Below are 23,317 nucleotides of genomic sequence, written 5' to 3'. Positions count from 1 at the left end.
AAGACCGACCTAGATTATCCTAATTTATCGAGATCCTAGGTCTCATCTGTTGGTGATTCCGGAAACTCTGTGGACAGCGACGTTCTAGCTCAGAGAGAGTCGGAACCTCCCCTGCCGCGATTGGTTGGCCATGTCCTCGCAGCGCGGGCCTCCGGGTCCGCTTGCGGAGCTCAGACCAGAGACGATCCGGAGCACCATGCTGTTTCCCACCGACGATGCCGGGCATCCGCTCGCTCAGGAATTTCACGCCTTCATCAAGAGTCAGCCTTTCCCCTGCGTCGGTGCGAAATCGGCTCTCGCCAAGGGGCAACTGAAGGTTCTCGTGGCCCGCGACATCGCCTCCGGCTGGGACGATACGCGGATCTATCCGGCGCTTCTGGCCTTCATCTGCCGCTACCGGGCCGACCCGAAACTGTTCCAGAGCTTCGCCGTCGTCTTCGAAGCGTCTCAGCGCCAGAGCGAAGAAGAGTTCGAGCGGCACCTGTGGGCGCGTGTGCAATCCCTCTCCGACAAGGACGTCTTTCTCGGCCAGCGCTACGACAAGCGGGTGCAGGCCGACCCGGACGACCCGCATTTCTCCCTGTCCTTCGGCGGGGAGGCGTTCTTCCTCGTCGGCATGCATCCGGGCGCGAGCCGTCCGGCCCGCCGCTTTTCCCACCCCGTCCTCGTCTTCAACGTCCGCGCTCAGTTCGAGCAGTTGCGGGCGGAGGGCCGTTACGAGGGTCTGCGCTCGGCCATTCTCGCCCGCGATGAAGCCCTTGCCGGCTCGATCAACCCGATGCTGGCGCGGCATGGCGAGACATCGGAGGCACGCCAATACAGCGGCCGCGCCGTCGAAGGAGATTGGGTCTGCCCGTTCAGGGGGCGCGAGACTGGGACCAGGGCCGGCGACTCCGCTCTTCGGGATGGCCGCGATGCCGCCTGACATCGCCCTCCCCCCGGTCCGACGCCACGAGATCGCACCACGCAGCGGCGTCGCCTTCGAACTGGCCAAGGGCGAACGCCTCACCGTGATCGACCCGAACGGCGAGCAGGTCGCCGATCTTCTGGCCTTCTCCGCGGCCGACCGCGAGGAGGTGATCTCGTCGGGCCGGACCCTGGATTACGCCAGCCGCATCTACCTGACGACGGGCGACCCGATCTACTCGAATCGCTCGAACATCCTGCTGCGCATCGTCGAGGATACGGTGGGGCGGCACGATTTCCTGCTGACCCCCTGCTCTGCGGATACGTTCCGCATCATTTACGGCGACACGCATCCGCACCGCGGCTGTTTCGGCAACCTCGCCGCCGCGCTCGCGCCCTACGGGATCGAGCCGGACCGGATCCCGGTGGCCTTCAACGTGTTCATGAACGTCGTGGTAAACGGCGAGACCGGGGAATTAAAGGTCGAGCCGCCCCTGAGCCGGGCCGGCGACCGTGTGACCTTCGAGGCCGAGACCGACCTCATTGTCGGACTCACCGCCTGCTCGGCTCTGCAATCGAACAACAATGCTTTCAAGCCGATCCATTACGAGATCCGGCCCGCAGGTGCGCCCCCGCAATCGCCCTGACCCTGCGGCTCGTGCTAGGGGCCCCGCTGCCCCGGACATGAGATCAGCGTCATGACGACCACGAAGCCCGCCCTCGCCCGCGCCGTCGCCTATGCCGATGGCGGCTGTGATCCGAACCCAGGCCCGGGGGGCTGGGGCGTCGTGATCGAGGGACCGGAGGGCAAGATCGAGCTCTGCGGCGGCGACCGCGCCACCACCAACAACCGGATGGAACTGACGGCGGCGATCAAGGCCCTATCGCATTTCCCCGCCGGGTCGGCGATCGAGATGCGTTGCGACAGCCAGTACGTCATCAAGTCGGTGACCGAATGGATGCGCGGCTGGAAGGCGAAGGGTTGGCGCACCAGCACCGGGCCGGTAAAGAACGTCGAGTTGATGCAGGAGCTCGACGCCCTCAACGCCGCCCGCGACGTGAAATGGACCTGGGTGCGGGGCCATACCGGCAATGTCGGCAACGAGCGCGCCGACAGGCTGGCGGCGCAGGGCCGGCGGCAGGCCCTCGGTCTCGCTCCGGCCGGCGAACCGGTTCCGTCCCCCGCCGTCCCGGCGGTGGTGCCTCCTCCGGGCGTGGCGGCGGAAGCGCCGGCCCCTGCCCCCCGCACGACGCCGGTGGCGATCGATCTCGGCCTCGGCCTCGACGTGTCGCGAGCGGCCAAACTCGGCGGGCTGACGCCCCAGGCCTTCGTCGAACGCGCAATCCGCGTGGCCCTGAAACTCGGGCCGGACGGCATCGCCCGCGTGCTGGATGGCGGTTCCGCCAAACCGTGAGCCTCGGGCAAGCCGTGAGCCTCGGGGCGGATTTCTATGCGCGGCCGGCGGCGGCGGTGGCCTCCGACCTGATCGGATGCCGTCTCCTCGTCTCCGGGATCGGCGGGCTCGTCGTCGAGACCGAGGCCTATGACCGGAGCGACCCCGCCTCCCATAGTTTCAATGGGCCGACCCGGCGCAATGCCAGCATGTTCGGGCCGCCGGGCCATGCCTATGTCTATCGGTCCTACGGCATGCACTGGTGCCTCAACCTCGTCTGCGAACCGGGGAGCGCGGTACTGATCCGCGCAATCGAGCCGAAGGAGGGGATCGAGACCATGCGGGAGCGGCGCGGGCTCGACGCCCTCCGCCTCCTCTGCGCAGGACCGGGCCGCCTGTGTCAGGCCCTGGCGGTGACGAACCTGCAGGACGGCCTTCTCCTCGACCGGCCGCCCTTCGAGCTGGAGCGACGGGACGCGACGCCGGAGATCGTGGCCGACCGCCGCATCGGCATCACGCGCGGGGCGGATACCCCGTGGCGCTTCCTCCTCGCGGGCTCGGCCTATCTCAGCAAGCCGGTATCTCGCCGACGGGAATAGGCCGGCCATCGAGGGACACCGGAGCCCAGGGTCGTTTCGGTCTCAGTCGGGCGTGGCGGCGGAGCGCCGCCGATAGGCCTCGGCATTCTCGAGATCGGCGATGGGAGATAGGAGCGCGCCGTCGAACTCATTGAGGGGAAGTCCTCCCGCTACGCGGCGCGGCCAGTCCGGATTGGCGAGAGCTCCGCGTCCGAGAGACACGAAGTCCGCTTCGCCAGCAGCCATGAGACCGGCCGCCCGCGATGGCCGATGAAGACCACCATTGGCGATCACGGGTCGACGGCCATGGCGCTTGGCCAGAGCCGCCAGACTTGCCGTCGCCTCGAAGGCGGGCTGCCACGCCTCATGCTCTGTCGTGTGCAGATAATCGATGGACAGGCCGCCGAGCGTACCGAAGATGGCAGCGGCCTCGTCCTCGCCCCCGCTCCATTTATGCGTGAGGTCGTTGACCTTGCCCTGGGAGATGCGGAGGCCCAACACGAAATCGGGCCCCACGGCCTTCCGGACGGCATCCACGACTTCGACGATGAGGCGCATCCGCCGGACGACGTCGCCGCCGTAGCGATCCTGGCGCAGGTTGGTTCCCTCGCTGAGGAACTGGTCCAGGAGGTAGCCGTTCGCCGCGTGGATCTCGACACCGTCGAAGCCCGTATCCCGTGCCCGAACCGCCGCCTCGGCAAAGCCGATCACGACGGCCCTGACGTCCGGTTCCGACATGGCATCGGGGATCGGATACTCACCGCTTCCGCGATAGAAGATCATCTGCCGGCCCTTGGGCCTCACCGCCGAAGGTCCCCTGGTCCCGGTCCGGAACGCGTTCCCCTGTGAGAGGGCCCCGGCATGCATCAGCTGTGCGATGATCCTCGCACCGTGCCCATGCACGCCCTCGACGATCGGCTTCCAGGCATCGCACTGTCCGGTGTCGGTAAGACCCGGCTGGAACAGGTAACCCTGAGAATGCGCCGTGTCGGTGTAGAGGCCCTCGGTGATGACGAGGCCGAAGCCACCGGTCGCGAAGGCGGCATAGTAATCCGCCATGCGTTGCGTCGCACGGCCATCCGACCCGGCGCTGACCCGCGTCATCGGGGCGACTGCCATTCTGTTCCGAAGCGCCATCGGTCCGATGGCCGACGGCGTCAGGAGACGGCGCAGGGCGTCGGGATCCGGCATCGTCGCCAGCGCATCCACCTCAAGCACTCCTGACGCTGACGGCCGCGATGGCCTCGATCTCGATCATGGCCCGGGGATCGTAGAGCGCCTTGACCTCGGCGATGGTGTCGGCGGGATAGGGCGCGGTGAAGTACCGGCCGCGCAATGCCACGACGTCCCGGAAGTGGTCCATGTCGGTGACGAAGATCGTCACCTTCACCACGTCCTCCAGGCTCGATCCGCCAGCCTCCAACACCCTGCGGAGGTTGGAGAAGGCCTGCTCACCCTGCGCCATGAAGCCACCATCGACGATCCGCCCGCCATCATCCGCCCCGGCCTGGCCAGAAATGAAGAGAAGGCCGCCATACCGAATGCCCTGCGACAACAGGAAAGGCTCATAATTGTCGGGCTGCGTGATGATGCGTTCCAGCATGGTCGTCTCGCTTTCGATGGACGGGAAAGCGGCATGAACCCATCTTGCCCCAGCCGCTCCGATGGCGGAGAGGTGGGCTCGAATCCGGAGCGCGACAAACTCCAAATCCTCGGGTGATGGATGAGCGGATCTCATCTCGGTCTGCGACGCCGCCTACCGCCGCTCGGCGCTCTGCGTGCTTTCGAAGCCGCGGCGCGACACGGGAGTTTCAAGCTTGCGGCGGCCGAGCTCGCGGTGACGCCAACCGCGATCAGTCACCAGATCCGCGGCCTCGAAGAGAATATCGGACTGAGCCTCTTCGAGAGACGGGTCCGCCAGGTGATGCTGACCGAGGCCGGTCTCCAGCTATACCCTGTCCTGCGCGAGGGGTTCGATGCCTTCGAAGCCGCCATTGCCCGCCTGACGCGAGTGCGGAGCCGGGTACAGATCACCATCACCGCCACGAGCGCGTTCACGGCGAAATGGCTGGTCCCGAGGGTGTCCGGCTTCCGGGCTCTCCATCCGGATATCGACCTGCATCTGCTGGCCTCGGATGACGCCATCGATCTCGATGCCGCCGGCGCGGACCTCGCCATTCGCTACGGGCGCGGCCCCTATCCAGGCCTCTCCGCCGAGGCGATGTTCGCCGATCGTTTCGCGCCTGTGGTCAACCCTCTCCTCCGCAAGATCGCCTTCGACGACCTAACGGGCGACGATCCTGAAGCCGCGCCGCTCATCCATTTCCGTTGGCGAAGGAAGCATCAGCTGAACCCGACCTGGGAAACCTGGTTCGACCGCGCGGGATTGCCTTGTCCATCCCGGCCCGGCCAGATCCGCTTCTCCGACGAAGGGCACGCGATCCAGGCCGCGGTGGCGGGCCAAGGGGTCGCCCTGTTGAGCCTCGCCCTCGTGGAAGCGGAACTGGCGGCGGGCCAACTCGTCCAGCCGTTCGGGCCGGTTCTGGACGGCCATATCTACCATCTCGTCACCAGCGAGGCAGGCCTCTCGAAACCCAGCGTACAAGCCACGACCGAATGGCTGCGCGCGGAGGCCGCCACGTTCCGGGCGCGGATGGAAGGCCATCCTTCGACCTGACATACCTGTCCTCGCGATATCGGGCATTGAACGAGCAAGGCTCTATCTCGGCAGGGCCAGACCATGACCGGGGAGATGTCGCGGGGATTCTACGGAATCTTGGCGCTCTCCGCCCTCGCCACGTCTGATGTTGCGTCCTATACCGCACTCGACCCGCGCGAGCGCCCCGCTCCTGGTTTCGCCGGACGCCCCCGCACCCCATGGAGGGCGCTCCCGCCCAACGAGGGTATTGCCCGAGCCGATGCCGCCCCACCTGCTCCTCGCCATCGCCGCCATCCTGCCCTTCCTCGGCAGCGTCGTGGCGATCTGCCTGCCGGGCCACGCACGCAACGCCGCCGCGATCCTCGCCGGTTTCGTGATGGTGACCTGCCTCGCCTGCATCGGGCTCCTCTACCCCGCCGTAGCAGGCCCGGACCCCGTCATCTGGGCGGTCGACTGGCTGCCGACGTTGGGCGTCCGCCTCGTGCTGCGGCTCGACGGGCTATCCTGGCTGTTCTCCGTCCTGGTGCTCGGGATCGGCGCGCTCGTGGTCCTCTATGCGCGCTATTACATGGCGGAAGCGGACCCGGTGCCGCGTCTGTTCTCGTATTTCCTCGCCTTCGTCGGCGCGATGCTGGGCATCGTGCTCTCGGGCAACCTGATCCAGCTCTTCGTCTTCTGGGAATTGACGAGCATCGTCTCGTTCCTGCTCATCGGCTATTGGTCCGACAACGCCTCCGCACGGGACGGCGCACGGATGGCGCTGACCATCACGGCGGCCGGCGGCCTCTGCCTGTTCGTCGGTCTGGTGCTCATCGGGCAGATCGTCGGCAGCTACGACCTCTCGGCGGTGCTCGCCTCGGGCGACACGATTCGCAACAATTCGCTCTACCTGCCGGCCCTGGTACTGGTGCTGGCCGGCGCGCTGACGAAGTCGGCGCAGTTCCCGTTCCACATCTGGCTGCCGCGCGCCATGGCGGCACCGACCCCGATCAGTGCCTACCTGCATTCGGCCACCATGGTGAAGGCCGGCATCTTCCTGATGATCCGGTTCTGGCCGGTGCTGGCCAACACCGAGGCCTGGTACTGGATCGTCGGCACCGCCGGCATGATCACGATGCTGGTGGGCGCGTGGAGCGCGATCTTCCAGCACGACCTCAAGGGTCTGCTCGCCTATTCCACCATCAGCCATCTCGGGCTGATCACCCTGCTCCTCGGCCTCGATTCACCGCTGGCCGTCGTGGCGGCGATCTTCCACACGGTGAACCACGCGACGTTCAAGGCCTCGCTGTTCATGGCGGTGGGCATCATCGACCACGAGACCGGGACGCGCGACATGCGCCGCCTCAGCGGTCTGTGGCGGGCCATGCCCTATACGGCGACGCTGGCGATGGTCGCCGCCGCCGCGATGGCGGGTGTGCCGCTCCTCAACGGCTTCCTGTCGAAGGAGATGTTCCTGGCTGAGGCGGTCGACAACGCGGACGGCCATCTGCTCAATCTCGCCTTGCCGGTGCTGGCGACGTTGGCGAGCGCCTTCACCATGCTCTATTCCGTGCGCTTCATCCGGCAGGCCTTCTTCGGACCCGCCCCGCACGACCTGCCGCACGCGCCCCACGAGCCGGTCCGCTGGATGCGCATCCCGATCGAGCTGCTCGTCCTCGTCTGCGTCGCCATCGGCCTCGTGCCGAACCTGACGATCGGTCCCCTCCTCGCAGGCGCGGTCCGGGCGGTCCTCGGCGAGCGGACCCCCGATTACGACCTCGCCATCTGGCACGGCTTCAACGCGCCGCTTGCACTCAGCATGGTGGCGCTGCTGGGCGGCATCGCGCTCTATGTAGCGTTCGGGCGGCGGATCAATACCAATCCCCGCGGCGGCCCTTGGCTGATGGACCGGATCGACGGCGGCTGGCTGTTCGAGCGGACCATGACCGGCCTCGTGAACGGCGCGCGGCGCCTGGAAGCCGGGCTCGGCGCCGAGCGGCTCCAGGCGCAGTTGCGCATTCTCTTCCTCACCGTGCTCCTGGCCGCTTTGGTGACGGGAGCCGCACGGGGGCTAGACCTGTTCGCGCCGGGCAAGACCACGGAGTTCGACCCGGCCTTCGCGCTGATGTGGCTCGTGGGCGCGGCCTGCGCCATCGGCGCGGCGGAGCGGGCGAAGTACCACAGGCTGTCCGCCGCCATCTTCGTCGGCGGGGCGGGCCTCGTGAGCAGCCTCACCTTCCTCTGGCTCTCCGCCCCGGATCTCGCGGTGACGCAGATCCTGGTGGAGATCGTCACCACCGTGCTGCTGCTGTTGGGCCTGCGCTGGCTGCCCAAGCGCGACGCGGCGATTCCGGCACCGGCTTGGGAAAAGACGCGGTCCCGCCGTCGACGGATGATCGATCTCGGCATCGCCGCCTTTGCCGGCCTCGGGCTCGCCGGCCTGGCCTACGCGGTGATGACCCGGCCCGCCGTCGACGGGATCGCCCGCTGGTTCATCGAGGAGGCCTACCCGCAGGCGGGCGGACGCAACGTCGTCAACGTATTGCTGGTGGATTTCCGGGCCTTCGACACGCTAGGCGAAATCTGCGTGCTGGGCATCGTCGGCCTGACGGTGTTCGCGCTCCTTCGCCGCTTCCGCCCCGCCTCCGACAGTCTCGGTCCTCCCAAGCAGCAGGTGAACCACGACGCCTATGACGATGCCCGCGAGGGCCGCGAGCTCGGCGACACCACTGCCGATGCTCTCCTCGTCCCGCGCGTGGTGATGACGTGGCTGTTCCCCTTCATCGTCCTCCTCGCCCTGCATCTGTTCCTGCGCGGCCACGACCTGCCGGGGGGCGGCTTCGCGGCGGGCATCGCGCTCACCATCGCCTTCATGCTGCAATACATGGCTCAGGGCGCGCAGTGGGTGGAGGAACGGCTGCGGATCCAGCCGATCTCGTGGATCGGCATCGGCCTGCTGGTCTCCGTCTCGGTCGGCGCCGGTTCCTGGCTGTTCGGGCGTCCGTTCCTCACCGCCTATTTCGCCTATTGGAAGCCGCCTCTGCTCGGCAAGGTCCCGATGGCGAGCGCGCTGCTGTTCGATCTCGGGATCATGGTGCTGGTGGTGGGCGCGAGCGCGCTGATGCTCGTCGCCCTGGCTCACCAATCCCTGCGGCGCACCCGCCCCGCCGAGGCGGGGGTGGAGCGGGTCGTCGAGAAGGAGCCCGCCTGATGGAGATCGTGCTGTCCCTGGGGATCGGCGTCTTCGCCGCTTCGGGCATCTGGCTGATGCTGCGTCCCCGCACCTTCCAGGTCGTGCTGGGCATCTCGCTGCTGAGCTACGCCGTCAACCTGTTCATCTTCGCCATGGGCCGGCTGACGGTGGGCGCGCCGCCGGTGCTCGGGGCCGGGGCCGACATCGTCTCCGTGGACGATCCGGTGCCGCAGGCCCTGGTCCTCACCGCCCTGGTGATCGGCTTCGCGCTCACCGCGCTCTTCCTCGTCGTGCTGCTCGCCGCCCGCGGCATCACCGGCAGCGACCATGTGGACGGCCGCGAGCCGCATCTGGCGGAGCCGAATCCAGAGAACCCGCATCCATGAACGCCACGGTTCTGAATGCCCCCCACGTCAGCGACTGGACCGACCATCTCGTCGTCCTGCCGATCGTTCTGCCGATCGCGGTGGCCGGGGCGATGTTCCTCATGGATGAGCGCCGGAGCCGGCTGAAAGGGGCGCTCAGCCTCGCCACGGTGCTGGCCCTCCTCGGCATATCCCTCATCCTCGTCTGGCGCGCGAGCGAGGCGGCGCAGATCTACCGCCTCGGCAACTGGGCCGCTCCCTACGGGATCGTGCTGGTGGCCGACCGGCTCTCGGCCCTGATGCTGGCGCTCGGCAGCGTGCTGGGCCTGTGCGCCCTGGTCTTCTCCTTCGCCCGCTGGGGCCGGGCGGGTCCGCGCTTCCACGGCCTGTTCCTCCTGCTGCTGATGGGCGTGAACGGCGCCTTCCTCACCGGAGACCTGTTCAACCTGTTCGTATTCTTCGAGGTGATGCTGGCCGCCTCCTACGGTCTCGTCCTGCACGGATCTGGCGAGACGCGGATCCGCGCAGGCCTCGGCTACATCGCGGTCAACCTCGTCGCTTCACTGTTCTTCCTCGTCGGCGTCAGCCTCATCTACGGCACGATGGGAACCCTCAACATGGCCGACCTCGCCCGGCGGCTCGCGGCGCCGGAGGCGGGGGAACTCGCTTTGTTCGAGATCGGCTGCGCGATCCTCGGCATCGCCTTCCTGATCAAGTGCAGCGCTTGGCCGCTCGGGTTCTGGCTGCCCTCTACCTACGCGGCAGCGAGTGCGCCGGCGGCCGCGATCCTCGCGATCCTGAGCAAGGTCGGCATCTACGTGGTGGTGCGCCTGAGCCTGCTTCTGTTCGGGGCGGGACTGTCGGAGGGGTTCGGACAGACCTGGATCCTCGCCGCCGGTCTCGCGACGATGGCCTATGGCGCCATCGGCATCCTGGCGGCGCGCGACCTCACGCGGGCGGCGGGCTATGCGGTGATGATCTCGTCGGGCACGGTGCTGGCGGCCTTGGGGAGCGGCAGTGACCGGGCGCTCTCGGGCGCCCTGTACTACCTCCTCGGCTCCACCCTCGCAGCGGGCGCCCTTTTCCTGCTCGCCGAAATCCTGCAGCGCGGCCGCGACCCGCTGGAGGCCGCCCAGGCCGTCTTCGCCGACGAGTACCGCGACCCATTCGACGATGCCGACGCCACCGAGATCGGCCGGGCGATCCCCGCCGCGGTGGCGCTCCTCGGGAGCGGCTTCCTCGTCTGCACGCTGATGTTGGCGGGGGTTCCCCCGCTCTCCGGTTTCGTCGGCAAGCTCGCGATCTTCACGGGGCTCACCACGGGCACGACGACCGCGTCCGCCTGGTGGCTCATCACAGCGCTGACCCTGTCGAGCTTCGCCACGCTGATGCCGATGGTGCGGCTCGGGATCAAGAACCTCTGGGTTCCGAGCGACGACCCGCCGCCGGTCCTGCGCCTTTCGGAATTCGCCGCTCTGGCCGGCCTGCTCGCCGCCTGTGTGGCGCTCGCCCTTTGGGGCGGCCCGGCCCTCGCCTATGCCGACGAGACCGTGCGCTGGCTGGCCCAGCCGCAGGATTACGTTCGCGCCGTCCTCGGGCCGACGCGGGAAGGCGGTGGATCGTGAGCCGCCTCCTGCCCTACCCTATCCTGTCGGCCTGCCTCGCCGCGACCTGGCTCCTCCTGAACGCGCCGCTCTCACCGGGCAATGTCCTGCTGGCGCTGCTGGTCGGCCTCACGGTTCCTGCCGTCATGCTGGCGCTCCGTCCTCCCTCGGTGCGGGTGCGGGCGCCCGGCACCCTCGCCCGGCTCGCCGTGATCGTGCTCTACGACATGGTGCGCTCGAACATCGATGTCGCCCGCATCATCCTCGGGCTTCGCGGCGGCGAGCGGCGGACCGGTTTCGTCACGATTCCCCTCGACATGCGCGAGCCGTTCGGCCTCGCGATCCTGTCGATCATCCTCACCGGCACGCCCGGCACCCTCTGGGTCCAGTACGATTCCGACACGGGCTGCCTGCTCATCCACGTGCTCGACTACACGGATGGCGAGGAATGGGTGCGGCGGGTGAAGGACCGCTACGAGCGCCCCCTGATGCAGATCTTCGCCCCATGATCTTCTTCGCCCCATGATCTTCTTCGTCCCATGATCTTCTTCGTCCCATGAGGTTCTTCCCATGAGCGCCAACACCGTTCTCGACTGGGGGCTCGGCTTCGCCCAGGGAATGCTGGTTCTCGCCATGGCGCTTGCCGCGTGGCGGATGCTGCGCGGCCCCCGCGCGCAGGATCGCATCCTCGGTCTCGACACCCTCTACCTCAACGGCATGCTGGCGGTGGTGGTCCACGGCATGCGCACCGGCAGCGGCCTCTATTTCGAGGCCGCCCTGATCCTCGGCATGATCGGCTTCACCGCCACCGTGGCGCTGGCGAAGTTCCTGATGCAGGGCGAGGTGATCCAGTGAACGGCGCCGAATTGCCCGTCTGGGCCGCGTGGCTGGTGATTGCTCTGGCGATCGTCGGCGCAGGTTTCTCGCTGACGGGCGCCTTCGGCCTCATCCGCCTCCGAACGTTCTACGAGCGCGTCCATGCCCCCACCCTGGGCGCGACACTCGGCATGGCGCTGATCCTCATGAGCTCGATGCTGCTCCTGTCCCTGATCGAGGGCCGCCTCGTCCTGCGCGACGCCCTGATCGGCGTGTTCCTCACCGTGACGACCCCGGTGACGTTGCTGCTCCTCGCCCGCGCGGCGGCGCAGCGGGACCGCCACGAAGGCAATCCCGGTGCACCGCCAGAGGTATGACGCACGCCCGGCGACAATGAGCGCCGCGCCTCAAGCCTCCGCCGCATTCCCACGGATCAGGTCGCGCCCGGCATAGATCCCGCCCACGGTCTCCATATCGAGCCGCTCGGCGTCGCGGCGGCGGACTTCAGCCATGACCGCGCTGGCAGAATCCGGCTCGTCACCGATGGCCAGGAGTGCCTGCTCGCCGAAGGCCAGGGCCGATTCGAGCGTCTCGCGAAGCTGGTAGGCGACTCCGGCATGGATGAGCTCGATCGCGTGCTCGCGGTCGCGGGCGCGGGCAAGGACGGGAACGAGGGGGAACTCGGCCCTCGCCAGTTCGGCGATCCGCCGCGCGGCCTCGCGGTCGTCGATGCAGATCAGGATCGCCCGTGCCGTGGCGGCCCCGGCCGCGTGCAGGATGTCGAGGCGCGTACCGTCGCCGTAATAGACCTTGAAGCCGAATTGTTCGGCGACGCGGATATAGGCGGGGTTGGTGTCGATGATCGAGACCGAGCAGCCGCGCGAGATCAGCGGCTGGCTCACCACCTGCCCGAATCGGCCGAAGCCGATGATGAGGGCGCTGCCAACGAGATTTTCTGGCACCGCGACGCCCTCCGTCGAGACGGAGGCCTTGGGGCCGAGGCGGTCGAAGGCGATCACCATCAACGGCGTGACGGCCATGGAGAGGATGATCGTCGCCGTCAGGATGGCGTTGGTGGTGCCGTCGATGATGCCGGCGCTCGCGGCGGCGGCATAGAGCACGAAGGCGAACTCGCCGCCCTGGGCCATCAGGGCCGCACGCTCCATTGCCTCGGGATGCGAGGCGCGCAGGAGACGGGCGATGGCGTAGATGACGATGCTCTTCACCACCATGTAGGCGGCGACGCCCGTGAGGATGAGCGCCCAGTTCGCGGCGATGACCGTGAGGTCGAGGGACATGCCCACGCCGAGGAAGAACAGGCCGAGCAGGATGCCCCGGAACGGCTCGATATCGGCCTCCAGCTGGTGCCGGAAGCTCGATTCCGAAAGCAGGACGCCCGCCAGGAACGCACCCATGGCCATGGACAGCCCGCCGAGCTGCATGGCCAGGGCCGAGCCGAGCACGACGAGGAGGGCCGCCGCCGTCATCACCTCGCGGGCCTTGGCCGCGGCCAGCAGGCGGAACAGCGGGTTGAGCAGCCAGCGCCCGGCCGCCACCAGGGCGGCCACGGACCCGAGGGCGATACCGATGCCATAGACGCGGTCCATCGTGCCGGTCGCCTGCCCGCCGGGGGCCAGCAGCGCGACGATGGCGAGGAGCGGCACGATGGCGAGGTCCTCGAGCAGGAGGATCGCCACGATGCGCTGGCCCTTCGGCGTCGAGAGCGACCCGCGCTCTTCGAGAAGCTGCATGACGATGGCGGTGGAGGTGAGGACGAAGCCGGTGCCGGCCACGAAGGAGATCGCGGGCGAGAACCCCATGGCGATGCCGACGAGCATGAGCGCGGCGATGCAGACGCCGACCTGGGCGAGGCCGAGGCCGAAGATCTCGCGCCGCATGCCCCAGAGCCGCGACGGCTCCATCTCCAGCCCGATGATGAACAGGAACATCACCACGCCGAGTTCGGCCACATGCAGGATGGCGTGGGCATCCGAGAACAGGCCGAGGCCGAACGGGCCGATGGCGAGTCCCGCCACGAGGTAGCCGAGGACCGAGCCGAGGCCGATCCGCTTGAAGACCGGCACCGCGACGACGCCGGCGGCGAGCAGCGCTACGACCTGTACGAGTTCGCTCGCGGCACCGGATGCTTCAACTGCCATGATGTCGATATGTCCTCTCGGAGGGGATTCGCGGGCGAGGCCCCATCGGCCCCGCCCCGGTCTCGCGCAACTCTACGGATAGCGCACGGGCGGGGGTGATTCCGGCAAGGGGATGAATTCGGATTCGCCGGGCACGGTGTCGAAACGAGCCTGGCGCCAATCCTCCTTGGCCTGCTCGATCCGCTCGGGGCGCGAGGAGACGAAGTTCCACCAGAGATGGCGCGGCCCGTCCATGGGCTCGCCGCCCAGCACCATGAAGCGTGTGGCCTCGGTCGCCCGCACGCTGATACGGTCGCCGGGATTGAAGACGAGGAGCTGGCCGGGGCCGAACCCGTCGCCGGCAATGTCGATGGCGCCGGAGACGGTGTAGATCGCGCGCTCGTCATAGGTCGGGTCGAGGGGCAGCACGGCGCCGGCCTCGAGCATCACGTCGGCATAGACCATCGGGCTCGACGTCCTCACGGGCGATCTGGCGCCGAAGGCCTCGCCGGCGATCAGCCGGACGATCTTGCCCTCGCCGGAAAGGACCGGCAGCGCATCCGCATCGTAATGTTCGAAGGCGGGAGCGGTCTCCTCGTCCTTGCCGCTGAGCGCGACCCAGGCCTGAATGCCGAACAGCTTCGAGCCGGTCCGGCGCAACCCGGCGCCGGTCCGCTCCGAATGGGTGATGCCGCGACCGGCCGTCATCCAGTTGAGCTCGCCCGGACGGATCGGCAATTCGGTGCCCAGGCTGTCCCGGTGCATGATCTCGCCGTCGAACAGGTAGGTGACGGTGGAGAGGCCGATATGCGGATGGGGCCGCACGTCCATGCCCTGGCCAAGCAGGAACTCGGACGGCCCCATCTGGTCGAAGAAGATGAACGGACCGACCATCCGGCACTCAGTCGACGGCAGAGCCCGCCGGACGGAGAACGAGCCGAGATCCCGCGAGCGGGGAACGATCAGGGTCTTGATCGCGTCGCAGGAAAAGTGATCGCCCGGAACCGGATCGTCCGCACTGTGCCAGCTCATCGCCCGTTTCCCTTCTGCTCGGTCCGACTGAAAAGTATCGCGGCTCACAGGGCAAGCTCGGCCTGCATCCACACGACCGTCTCCATCGGCCCTTACGGTCGGGCCGGGGAGTACGCTCGCGTGGGGCACCAGGTCTTGAAGAAAGCCGCCATGTCCGCACCGGCATCTTTATCCGGCCCCTCCGAACGGAATGAAATAGAAACGATGGAAACCGATCGTTTCCGGAAACGCATTCTTCGTTCACGACCGTGGAGACGATGGATAAGGTTCGAAGAGCGGTCATCACGATTCAAGCCGCCACGGCCGAGCGGTTAACACTCCGCCATGATCTCAAAACCCGAAAATGATCCGGGTTAGGAACCCTTAAACCCGCCGTATTTACCATGCGGTACCTGAGCCTCTCGGATCGCGGGATGCTCACAGGTTCAGACGAAACGCATGGCGAACGGACGCAAGGGACGTGGGCGGGAGGAGCCGAACTTCGACGTGCCGGAAGGGCGCATCGGTGGGCGGAGCGACCTCAACCTGCGGCTCAGCGGCGACGATCGCGCCGGAGGCGGTGTGGGAAGACGCGCGACGAGCAGCAACGGCCAGGGCGAAGGCCCCCGGCGCCCCTCGGCGCGAGCCAAGACACCGGCCCGGAAGCCGCGCCGGCGCTCGTTCCTGGGCGGTCTCTTCTACGGCACGCTCGTGCTCGGCCTGTGGGGCGTCATCGCCATCGCGGGGCTGGTGGCCTACCACGCCTCGCAACTGCCGCCGATCGACCAGATCGCCGTTCCGAAGCGCCCCCCCAACATCGCCATCCTGGCCAGCGACGGCTCGCTCCTGGCCAATCGCGGCGAGACGGGCGGACGGGTGGTGAGCATCGGCGAGTTGCCGCCCTATCTTCCGCGCGCCTTCGTGGCGATCGAGGACCGGCGCTTCTACAGCCATTTCGGCGTCGACCCGGTGGGCATCGCCCGCGCCGTGGCCCAGAACGTCACCCGCCGCGGCGTCTCGCAGGGCGGATCGACCCTGACGCAGCAGCTCGCCAAGAACCTGTTCCTGACGCCGGAACGCTCGGCCTCGCGAAAAATCCAGGAGGCGATCCTCGCCCTGTGGCTGGAGCATCGCTACACCAAGGACGAGATCCTCGAACTCTACCTGAACCGGGTCTATTTCGGCGCAGGCGCCTATGGCATCGAGGCCGCCGCCCAGCGCTATTTCGGCAAGCCCGCCAAGGCGGTGACGCTGGCGGAGGCCGCCATGCTCGGCGGCCTCGTCCAGGCGCCCTCGCGCCTCGCCCCCAACCGCAACCTGCCCGCCGCCCAGGCGCGGGCGGCCCAGGTTCTCGCGGCGATGGAGGAACTCGGCTTCGCCAAGCCCGCCGAGGTGAAGCTGGCGCTGGCGACTCCGGCGCGGCCGGCGAGCAGCCGTGGCGGCGGCTCGGCCAATTACGTGGCCGATCTCGTCATGGACGTGCTCGACGACTTCCTGCCGAAATTCGACACCGATATCGTCGTCACCACCACCGTCGACACCCGCCTCCAGAGCGCGGCCGAGAAGGCGCTCGTGGACGAGCTGAACCAGAAGGGCTCGCGCTACAACGTCGCCCAAGGAGCCGTGGTCTCGATGAAGCCGGACGGTGCGATCCGGGCGCTCATCGGCGGGCGCGACTATGCGCAGAGCCAGTTCAACCGGGCTACCACCGCCAAGCGCCAGCCGGGCTCCTCGTTCAAGCCCTTCGTCTATCTCGCCGCCGTGGAGCGGGGCCTGACCCCGGACACCGTGCGCGACGACGCGCCGATCAGCATCAAGGGCTGGAATCCTGAGAACTATTCGCGCGACTATCGCGGGCCGGTCCCCTTGCGCGAGGCGCTGGCGCTCTCGCTCAACACCGTGGCCGTGCGCCTCGGCCAGGAGGTAGGCCCGAAGGCCGTGGTCCAGGCGGCCCAGCGCCTCGGTATCTCCTCGCCGCTACAGGCCAACGGCTCACTGGCGCTCGGCACCTCGGAAGTGACCCCGCTGGAAATGGTGGGCGCCTACGCCGCCTTCGCCAATGGCGGCACCGGCGTGAACCCCTACGTCATCGCCAACGTGAAGAGCACGACGGGCAAGGCGCTCTACCAGCGCAAAGACACCAATCTCGGCCGGGTGATGAATGCCGAGACCGTCTCGATGATGAACGCGATGATGCACGAGACCTTCGTCTCGGGCACCGCGAGGAAGGCCGAGGTTCCGGGCTGGGACCTCGCCGGCAAGACCGGCACCAGCCAGGATTTCCGCGATGCCTGGTTCATCGGCTACTCGTCGAGCCTCGTCACCGGCGTCTGGCTCGGCAACGACGATGGGGAATCCACCAAGAAGGTCTCCGGCGGCAACCTCCCCGGCGAGATCTGGAAGACCTACATGACGGTGGCCCTCAAGGGCCAGACTCCGACGATGTTGCCGGGCGCGAACCATTGGCGAAACCGCGCCCCCGCAGAGGTTCCCGCCACCACCGGAAGTGCGCCGGGAGGCCTCATCGGCGCCCTCCTCGGCGAGCCGCAATCCGCTGCCCCGCCGCCCCGCGTCGCTGCCAACCAGCGCGCCCGCGGGCCGAGCCAGGACGACCGGAACTTTCTCGAGAAGCTGTTCGGAGTGGGGGAGTAGGCGCTTGGCCACCTACTCCCCCATCCTTCGATCAGACCGTCTTCGGAATCACCTTATTCCTGAAGAACGAGAATCGGGTCGTGATCGGATCGGCGTTCCCACCGACATCCGGCGCGCCGGGCCGACGGACCAGGGGGCCGAAACCATTATTGGGGTTGTTAGGAACATTAGGCAAATTAGTGACATTCACTCGAGTAATTGCCGCACTGCTCGCGCCAATAATCACATTTCCGCTAACTTCAGCGTATCCCCGAGGATCATCATCTGAATAGCCGACTCCTACGGGGCAATTTTTTATGATGTTGCCATTCGCCAGCGCTGCAATTGTATTTTGATCCCTGACTACGCCGGTAGTCGAGTTGTACGTTCCTGCGATCGTCAATGCGATACCCGCAAACCCGCAGCTTTCGATCGTGTTCGCACATATAGCGGCATCGCTGCTCACGGTTATACCATTGCCCGGCGTTGTCACTGTGTACTGTGTTGCAGGATCCCTGGAGGGGGATGCCCATTGAACAAATATTTTCTGACTGATGTTTTTAAGGACATTGGCGGAAATTGTTGACCGACGACTTCCGAGGTTTGAATTAACGATTTTGATACCTTCGCCAGCGTCAAAAATGGTGTTATTTGAAACAACCATACCCTCGTAAGGAGCAGCACTATCGTCAGGAGCCTCAACGAAAATAGCAGTTTCTCTCATTGAGCTGATCTGGTTGCTCGAAATTACGGCATTTGAGCTTTGACTATAACGCAAAGCTGAATAATTACATCCCGTAATGACATTGCCGAAGGAGGTGACGCTATTGCTTTGATAGACAAAAATGCCGTTGCCGAACTCGCCAGACCCACCCGTTTCGTTCTGAACACCATAAATTCGATTTCTACCGATGCGCGTTCCATCAAAAGCTTGATCAGCACGCCAGATAACAATTCCGTTATCTTTGCTGTCTCTGATATAGTTCCCATAAACATCAATTCCAAGCGATTTATTGGAGTATATTGAAGTTCTACAGTCGTAAAACTCATTACCGCTGATGACTCCTGCCGATTGGATAAGATCCACACCGGCCCTATCCGAACGACTGATAATACAGTCTTTGATCATCAGTCTGTCAGCGTTGACGCATCGGATAAGGCCTGGTCGCGCAACACTAGTCACGAAAGGCTTGTTCTCCCCGTCAAAACCAATACCTTCGATGGAAACATCAGAAATCCGGCTGCCCGAAACTCCGGACTGAACAGTAATATAGAAGCAGTTTGCACCGGACGAGCTGATTGTCACAGAGCCTTTCATGGCAAAAATCTTGATCTTATCATCGATCCTGAGGCTTGTGACACTGTATGAACCTGGCCCGATATAGAGGGGTTTTTGAGCGGCGATTGCCTGATTAATCGCCGCCTGCAGAGTGTCGGTGCCTGTAGCCGTCGAATACACGATCAAGTCGTTCTGGATTTCGATCTTCGGCATTGAGCGTAGCCCTGCTATAATCCACGGTTACCTGATCTCCGACCAGGAAATAGGAACTTAGATCATTTTAGGATAAAAGTCACGAAAATTCGCATGCATCGTACGCTGCGCGGTCCCATGCTCGCGCCACTTTCGGATTAAGGAGGACATTTCATTTCATGGGAGAAAATGAGGGCACGTGTTCCCTTGCGGTGTCCTCCCCCCCCCGCAAGCCAGATGGCGGCCCGACCTACGCACGGCTTGCCATACACCGTCTTCTCCGAAGGAGGTTTTCGGTCGTCAATACTGCCGAGGCTTATTCCACAGACGTGCTGGGTATCTTCAGCGTTACATAGAACATCGGCTCGTTTCCCGGGCTCAGTCACCGTGGCCGCCGTGTTCAGCGACAGTCTTTCGCGCACCTACGAAGCGCACTGGACTTCCGCCATTCGAGCGTTCGTACTGACGTCCTTATCTTCCTAACTCCAGCATGACGTTCAAGGTCACCTTACTGTAGTCGCTCGGATATTATCCGATTTTATTCCTATTTTGCTTCGCGTATCAGCGTGTTGTGGGCGCGCCGCTTCGCAATGCTCGTCATATGCACCGTGGGTCCCCGTGCTCGCACGAGGCACACAAGCCTTACCCGACGGCAATCGGCCGTAGAGAAAGCATTCGATTGCCAAGGTCGCGACTCATGCGAAATCCGGTCGATGACGTTCGATACCGGGCATGGGTGCAACTCGGACGCAACACGGCCTGGACGTTCCGCTTTGTGATTGAGCCGGATACCGGATCAGATCCCAGCGATACCCTTCAGCGCAGCGTTGATCCGGTCCTGCCAGCCGGGGCCGTCCTTCTGGAAATGCTCCAGCACGGCTCTGTCAAGGCGCAGGGACACCATCTCGCGGGCGCCGGGCGGGCTGAGCGGCGCGGCGGGGGCGCGTTCGGCGGGTTTGGGGGCGTCGGGCGCCTTGGTGGTGGCGGCCTTGAAGGCGGCTTCCGCCGCCTGGCGGGGGTCGCTGGCGCGACGGGTCCGATCGAATGCCATGGGTCGGTTTCCTGGTGAGGCTCTCTGGCTCAGCTCGCGGAGCGCTTGCGCTTGGGGGCCGGCGCAGGAGCAGCGGCCTTCGCCTCGGCATCGGCGGCTTCCTTGGCGAGGCGAAGCGCGCGAAGCTTCACGGTGCGCTCGTCGATGGCCTTCACCGATTGCAGATGCTCCGCCATCGCCTCGGCGCCTTCCTTGGCCATCCGTTCGGCGCGCTCGGCGCGCTCTTCGGAACGGGTCCGGGCGTCAGTTTCGTCGCTCATCGTCGTCCTTCCTCGCTCCCCTCGCCCCGCGTACCATCCTTCGATCGCATCATCCGGCCCTGGCAAGGGCTGCATCGGCGAAGTCGCCGCTCGCGCCCGCTCGCGCGGCGCGTGACATCGACGATCTCGGCAGGTGCCAGCAGATGGGAAAACCCACGATCGGCGGCAAGGGAGGGTGATCCACACACCCTTCGCACGGGACCGGCTTCAGGCGGGATTATCGGGGCATAGCACGTCCGAAGACCAAAAAGCGAACCCTGGCAATGACCCGCAAGGGCAACGCCGAAAAATCCCGGTGGATGGCCCGTCAGAACGCCGCGATGAGAACGATTCCGGCGACCGTCAGCACGGCGCCCGCGATCCGTGCCTTAACCCGCACGGTGCTCTCGCATTCCGAGCCCGCCAAAATGCTTGATGGCCAGGATGAAGGGATGGAGCAGGGTCGCGCTCAGATTGGAGCGTTTTCGAACGGAGGAGATCACGGCAGGAGGAGCAGGCCGGCCAGGGCCAGGATCAGGGCCGGCGGCATCACCAGCAGGCCGAGCTTGAGGAAGCGCCAGAAGCCGACATTCTCGCCTTCGCGGCGGATGGCGGTGAGCCACAGGATGGTGGCGAGGGATCCGGTGACCGACAGGTTGGGGCCGAGATCGATGCCGATGAGGATCGCCCCGGCGACTTTCTCGGAGACATCGGCCTGCTGCACGGCCGCCCCCGCGATCAGGCCGGCCGGCAGGTTGTTGACGAGATTGGAGAGTACCGCCACGAGCGTGCCGCCGCCCCAGGCCGCCGCATCCGGCGAGGTCTCGGCCGCGCGCTTGAGATGATCGGCGACCATGGTCAGCACGCCGGTCTTCTCCAAGGCCTCGACCAGAACGAACAGACCGGCCACCAGGGGCAGTACGCCCCAGGACACGTCCTTAATGATCTCGACGGCTCCGCCGCGCTTGATCGCAAGGACGAGGAGCGTCGTGGCGAGCCCGGCGATGAAGGTCGGTAGGCCGAGTTCGAGATCGTAGGCCGAGGCGGCGATGAGCGCCCCGGCGGTGGCGACGATGCCGAGACCGGCGACTTTGCCTGTGCCCGAGAGCGGTGTCGCCGCGACGTCCTTCGCAATCAATTGCCGCCGCAGGACCGAGTTCTGGGTCAGGCGCAGAACGATGTAGGTGGCGACGATGGCCAGGGCCGAAGGCAGGGCGAACCGGGCGAGCCATTCCATGAGCGGCGGCATATGCGCGGCGTAGACGACGAGGTTGGCCGGGTTCGAGATCGGCAGCACGAAGCTCGCCGCGTTGGCGATGAAGGCGCAGATGAAGAGGTAGGGCAGAGGCTCGGCCTCCGCCGCCTTGGCCGCCGCATAGACCGCCGGCGTCAGCACCACGGCGCAGGCATCGTTCGAGAGGAACACCGTGACCACGATGCCGACGAGGTAGACGAGCAGGAACAGGCGCGTCGCCGATCCCCTGGCCTGGCGCACGGCGATGCCGGCGAGCCAGTCGAACAGGCCCTCCTTCCTGGCGATCTCGGCAAGCAGCATCATGCCGACGAGGAACAGGTAGACGTCCGTCCCCTTGCGCACGCCGTCCCAGGCCGCGTCCGGCGAGATCAGGCCAAGCACTAGCAGCGCGCCGGCGCCGAGAACGGCCCAGACCGCTTCCGGCCAGGCGAAGGGCCGGGTGATGACCCCGAGCGTCGCCAGTCCGGCGATGATCCAGATCGCCAGATGAGGCGCCACGGGAAGTGCGAACATGGGCGGACGAGATCCTGTCTGCGGCGGAAGACCGGCGCCACGGGGCCGGTACCGGTCGTTTCGGACGAGCTCCTGCTTGGTACGGAGGAGACCCTTCTCTGGCCATGCGCCGATGGAAGAAGCGGCGCTGCCGATCCCGTTCGAGACCGGTCGCCTCGTCAGACGGGGGAGACCACCATCGGCTCCGACCCACCGGCGCCCGGTGGCTTCGAGGTAGTCGTCGGCGGCTCGAAGCCGTAGGTTTCCGGCATGGCGACGAGATAGAGGACGAACCCCGCCGCCGCGATGCCGGCCAGGACCAGGAACGCGGTCGAATAGCCCGCCGACACGATGATGAGACCGGCCAGCGTCGCCGAGAACGAAGCGCCGAGTCCCTGTGTCGTCGCGACGGCCCCCTGCGAGACGTTGAACCGTCCGGTGCCTCGGGTGAGGTCGGCGACGACAATGGGGAAGAGCGCGCCGTAGATGCCGGCTCCGATCCCGTCGAGGAGCTGGACGGCGACGAGGTAGAACGGGTTGTCCGAGAAGGTGTAGAGCACACCCCGGATGGCGAGCACGCCGAAGGCCACGAGGAAGATCGGCTTGCGCCCGATCGCGTCGGCTTTGGCACCGACGAAGACCGCCACCGGCACCATGACGAACTGTGCGGCCACGATGCAGACCGAAATGAGCGAGGTCGCGCTCTCCTTGCCGGACAGCTTGGTCAGCAGCTGGCCCACCGAGGTCAGCATCGCCGCGTTGGATAGGTGGAAGATCGCCGCCAGTAATGCGAACAGCATCAGGGTGCGGTTCTGCAGCAAGGCCCGGATTCCGGAGGTTTGCTCACCGCCCTCCTCCGCCGATTCGTCGAGGCCGCGCGCGAGATCGTCGTCGATGTCCTTGGCCGGCACCATCAGCATGGCGCCGACGCTCAGGACCGCGAGCACGGCCATGAGCCAGAACACCACGATGGGTCCGAAGAAATAGGCCGTCGAACCGGCAATGGCCGCCGAGACCGCGTTGCCCGCATGGTTGAAGCCCTCGTTGCGGCCGATGCGCTTGGAGAACATCTTCGGCCCGACCACGCCGAGGGTGATCGCCGCGAGCGCCGGCGGGAACACCGCCCCGGCGATGCCGGCGACGGACTGGGTCGCGGCCACCAGGTAGAAATTGGTGACGAAGGGAAGGAGCAGGCAACTCGCCGTGACCGCCAGCGCCCCGGCAATGACGATGGCGCGCTTGTGGTTGGTCCGGTCGATCAGAGCCCCGGCCGGCGTCTGCGCGATCAGTCCGGCGATGCCGGCGATCGTCATGATCATTCCCGTCGTCGTCTCGTCCCAACCCTGGTCGGGACCGCGCACGGCGATGAGGTAGATGGCGAGATAGGGGCCGAGCCCGTCGCGGACATCGGCGAGGAAGAAATTGAGGGCGTCGAGCCCGCGCAGCGTCCGCTGCGACGGGGCACGCACGCGAGTCTGGTCGGCGGCCGTGTGGCTCGTCATCCGATCGATCCTTGGCGGAAATGTCGTGTTGGG

General features: G+C 66.3%; 21 protein-coding genes. 12 read left to right on the top strand and 9 right to left on the bottom strand.

Annotation, left to right across the window (positions count from 1 at the left end; translation table 11 throughout):
- Nucleotides 1–196 precede the first annotated feature (196 nt).
- Genes gntA through IPV08_RS18620 form a run of 4 tightly spaced genes read left to right on the top strand, consistent with a single transcriptional unit; the run spans nt 197 to nt 2,899 of the window.
- Nucleotides 197–925 carry a guanitoxin biosynthesis heme-dependent pre-guanitoxin N-hydroxylase GntA gene (gene gntA / locus IPV08_RS18635; protein WP_056427872.1) on the top strand — a complete coding sequence of 243 codons (729 nt, stop codon included), beginning with the start codon at nt 197–199 and terminating at the stop codon, nt 923–925.
- Nucleotides 906–1,553: an urea carboxylase-associated family protein gene (locus IPV08_RS18630; protein WP_207412994.1), complete on the top strand. Its 648-nt coding sequence runs from the start codon at nt 906–908 to the stop codon at nt 1,551–1,553. Before gntA ends, IPV08_RS18630 begins: the two co-directional genes overlap by 20 nt.
- 51 nt (nt 1,554–1,604) lie before the next feature.
- A complete protein-coding gene (gene rnhA, locus IPV08_RS18625; RefSeq protein WP_056427876.1) occupies nt 1,605–2,321 on the top strand; it encodes a ribonuclease HI in 717 nt (238 codons plus the stop codon).
- A gap of 14 nt (nt 2,322–2,335) precedes the next feature.
- A complete protein-coding gene (locus tag IPV08_RS18620; protein ID WP_207413024.1) occupies nt 2,336–2,899 on the top strand; it encodes a DNA-3-methyladenine glycosylase in 564 nt (187 codons plus the stop codon).
- Nucleotides 2,900–2,941: 42 nt separating this feature from the next.
- Here IPV08_RS18620 and IPV08_RS18615 read toward each other — a convergent pair whose 3' ends face one another.
- Nucleotides 2,942–4,087 carry an NADH:flavin oxidoreductase gene (locus IPV08_RS18615; RefSeq protein WP_348646159.1) on the bottom strand — a complete coding sequence of 382 codons (1,146 nt, stop codon included), beginning with the start codon at nt 4,085–4,087 and terminating at the stop codon, nt 2,942–2,944.
- A 1-nt stretch (nt 4,088) separates the two neighbouring features.
- Entirely contained in the window at nt 4,089–4,481 is a 393-nt protein-coding gene (locus IPV08_RS18610) for a RidA family protein (protein ID WP_207412993.1), read from the bottom strand.
- Between the two features lie 120 nt (nt 4,482–4,601).
- Between IPV08_RS18610 and IPV08_RS18605 the strand changes: the two genes are divergently transcribed.
- From IPV08_RS18605 to mnhG, 7 genes are all read left to right on the top strand, one after another.
- Nucleotides 4,602–5,555 carry a LysR substrate-binding domain-containing protein gene (locus IPV08_RS18605; RefSeq protein WP_207412992.1) on the top strand — a complete coding sequence of 318 codons (954 nt, stop codon included), beginning with the start codon at nt 4,602–4,604 and terminating at the stop codon, nt 5,553–5,555.
- Between the two features lie 241 nt (nt 5,556–5,796).
- Nucleotides 5,797–8,727 (top strand): monovalent cation/H+ antiporter subunit A, encoded by a 2,931-nt coding sequence (locus IPV08_RS18600; protein WP_207412991.1) that lies wholly within the window; start codon nt 5,797–5,799, stop codon nt 8,725–8,727.
- Nucleotides 8,727–9,095 (top strand): Na+/H+ antiporter subunit C, encoded by a 369-nt coding sequence (locus tag IPV08_RS18595; protein WP_018041828.1) that lies wholly within the window; start codon nt 8,727–8,729, stop codon nt 9,093–9,095. The genes IPV08_RS18600 and IPV08_RS18595 overlap by 1 nt, the downstream gene beginning before the upstream one ends.
- Nucleotides 9,092–10,699, top strand: coding sequence for a monovalent cation/H+ antiporter subunit D (locus IPV08_RS18590; protein WP_207412990.1), 1,608 nt, complete (start codon nt 9,092–9,094; stop codon nt 10,697–10,699). Before IPV08_RS18595 ends, IPV08_RS18590 begins: the two co-directional genes overlap by 4 nt.
- Nucleotides 10,696–11,187, top strand: a complete 492-nt coding sequence (locus tag IPV08_RS18585) for a Na+/H+ antiporter subunit E (protein WP_207412989.1) — start codon at nt 10,696–10,698, stop codon at nt 11,185–11,187. The genes IPV08_RS18590 and IPV08_RS18585 overlap by 4 nt, the downstream gene beginning before the upstream one ends.
- A gap of 61 nt (nt 11,188–11,248) precedes the next feature.
- Nucleotides 11,249–11,533, top strand: a complete 285-nt coding sequence (locus tag IPV08_RS18580) for a K+/H+ antiporter subunit F (RefSeq protein ID WP_018041825.1) — start codon at nt 11,249–11,251, stop codon at nt 11,531–11,533.
- Nucleotides 11,530–11,871, top strand: a complete 342-nt coding sequence (gene mnhG, locus IPV08_RS18575; RefSeq protein WP_207412988.1) for a monovalent cation/H(+) antiporter subunit G — start codon at nt 11,530–11,532, stop codon at nt 11,869–11,871. Before IPV08_RS18580 ends, mnhG begins: the two co-directional genes overlap by 4 nt.
- Nucleotides 11,872–11,901: 30 nt before the next feature.
- Here mnhG and IPV08_RS18570 read toward each other — a convergent pair whose 3' ends face one another.
- Together IPV08_RS18570 and IPV08_RS18565 are read right to left on the bottom strand one after the other, a co-directional pair.
- Complete coding sequence (locus IPV08_RS18570; protein ID WP_207412987.1) at nt 11,902–13,653, bottom strand: monovalent cation:proton antiporter-2 (CPA2) family protein; 1,752 nt, start codon at nt 13,651–13,653, stop codon at nt 11,902–11,904.
- 72 nt (nt 13,654–13,725) lie between these two features.
- Nucleotides 13,726–14,664, bottom strand: coding sequence for a pirin family protein (locus IPV08_RS18565; RefSeq protein WP_207412986.1), 939 nt, complete (start codon nt 14,662–14,664; stop codon nt 13,726–13,728).
- 438 nt (nt 14,665–15,102) lie between these two features.
- Here IPV08_RS18565 and IPV08_RS18560 point away from each other — a divergent pair, with 438 nt between their 5' ends.
- Nucleotides 15,103–17,295 carry a PBP1A family penicillin-binding protein gene (locus IPV08_RS18560; RefSeq protein ID WP_207412985.1) on the top strand — a complete coding sequence of 731 codons (2,193 nt, stop codon included), beginning with the start codon at nt 15,103–15,105 and terminating at the stop codon, nt 17,293–17,295.
- 31 nt (nt 17,296–17,326) lie between these two features.
- Here the strand turns inward: IPV08_RS18560 and IPV08_RS18555 are convergent, their stop codons facing one another.
- The 5 genes from IPV08_RS18555 to IPV08_RS18535 form a co-directional block, all read right to left on the bottom strand.
- Entirely contained in the window at nt 17,327–18,766 is a 1,440-nt protein-coding gene (locus IPV08_RS18555; protein WP_207412984.1) for a TIGR03808 family TAT-translocated repetitive protein, read from the bottom strand.
- A 775-nt stretch (nt 18,767–19,541) separates the two neighbouring features.
- Entirely contained in the window at nt 19,542–19,796 is a 255-nt protein-coding gene (locus IPV08_RS18550) for a BrnA antitoxin family protein (protein WP_207412983.1), read from the bottom strand.
- 29 nt (nt 19,797–19,825) lie between these two features.
- On the bottom strand, nt 19,826–20,056 hold the full coding sequence (locus tag IPV08_RS18545) for a hypothetical protein (protein WP_056427912.1): 231 nt from the start codon (nt 20,054–20,056) through the stop codon (nt 19,826–19,828).
- A 478-nt stretch (nt 20,057–20,534) separates the two neighbouring features.
- Nucleotides 20,535–21,803, bottom strand: coding sequence for an arsenic transporter (locus tag IPV08_RS18540; protein WP_207412982.1), 1,269 nt, complete (start codon nt 21,801–21,803; stop codon nt 20,535–20,537).
- A gap of 158 nt (nt 21,804–21,961) precedes the next feature.
- The gene (locus IPV08_RS18535; protein WP_207412981.1) at nt 21,962–23,284 is read right to left on the bottom strand and encodes an MFS transporter; all 1,323 of its coding nucleotides are present in this window, start codon (nt 23,282–23,284) and stop codon (nt 21,962–21,964) included.
- Nucleotides 23,285–23,317: the final 33 nt, after the last annotated feature.

Source organism: Methylobacterium sp. SD274 (genome assembly GCF_017355285.1).
Lineage (GTDB): Bacteria > Pseudomonadota > Alphaproteobacteria > Rhizobiales > Beijerinckiaceae > Methylobacterium.
Note: the sequence above shows the minus strand (reverse complement) of the source record. Positions and strands in the feature narration are given on the sequence as shown.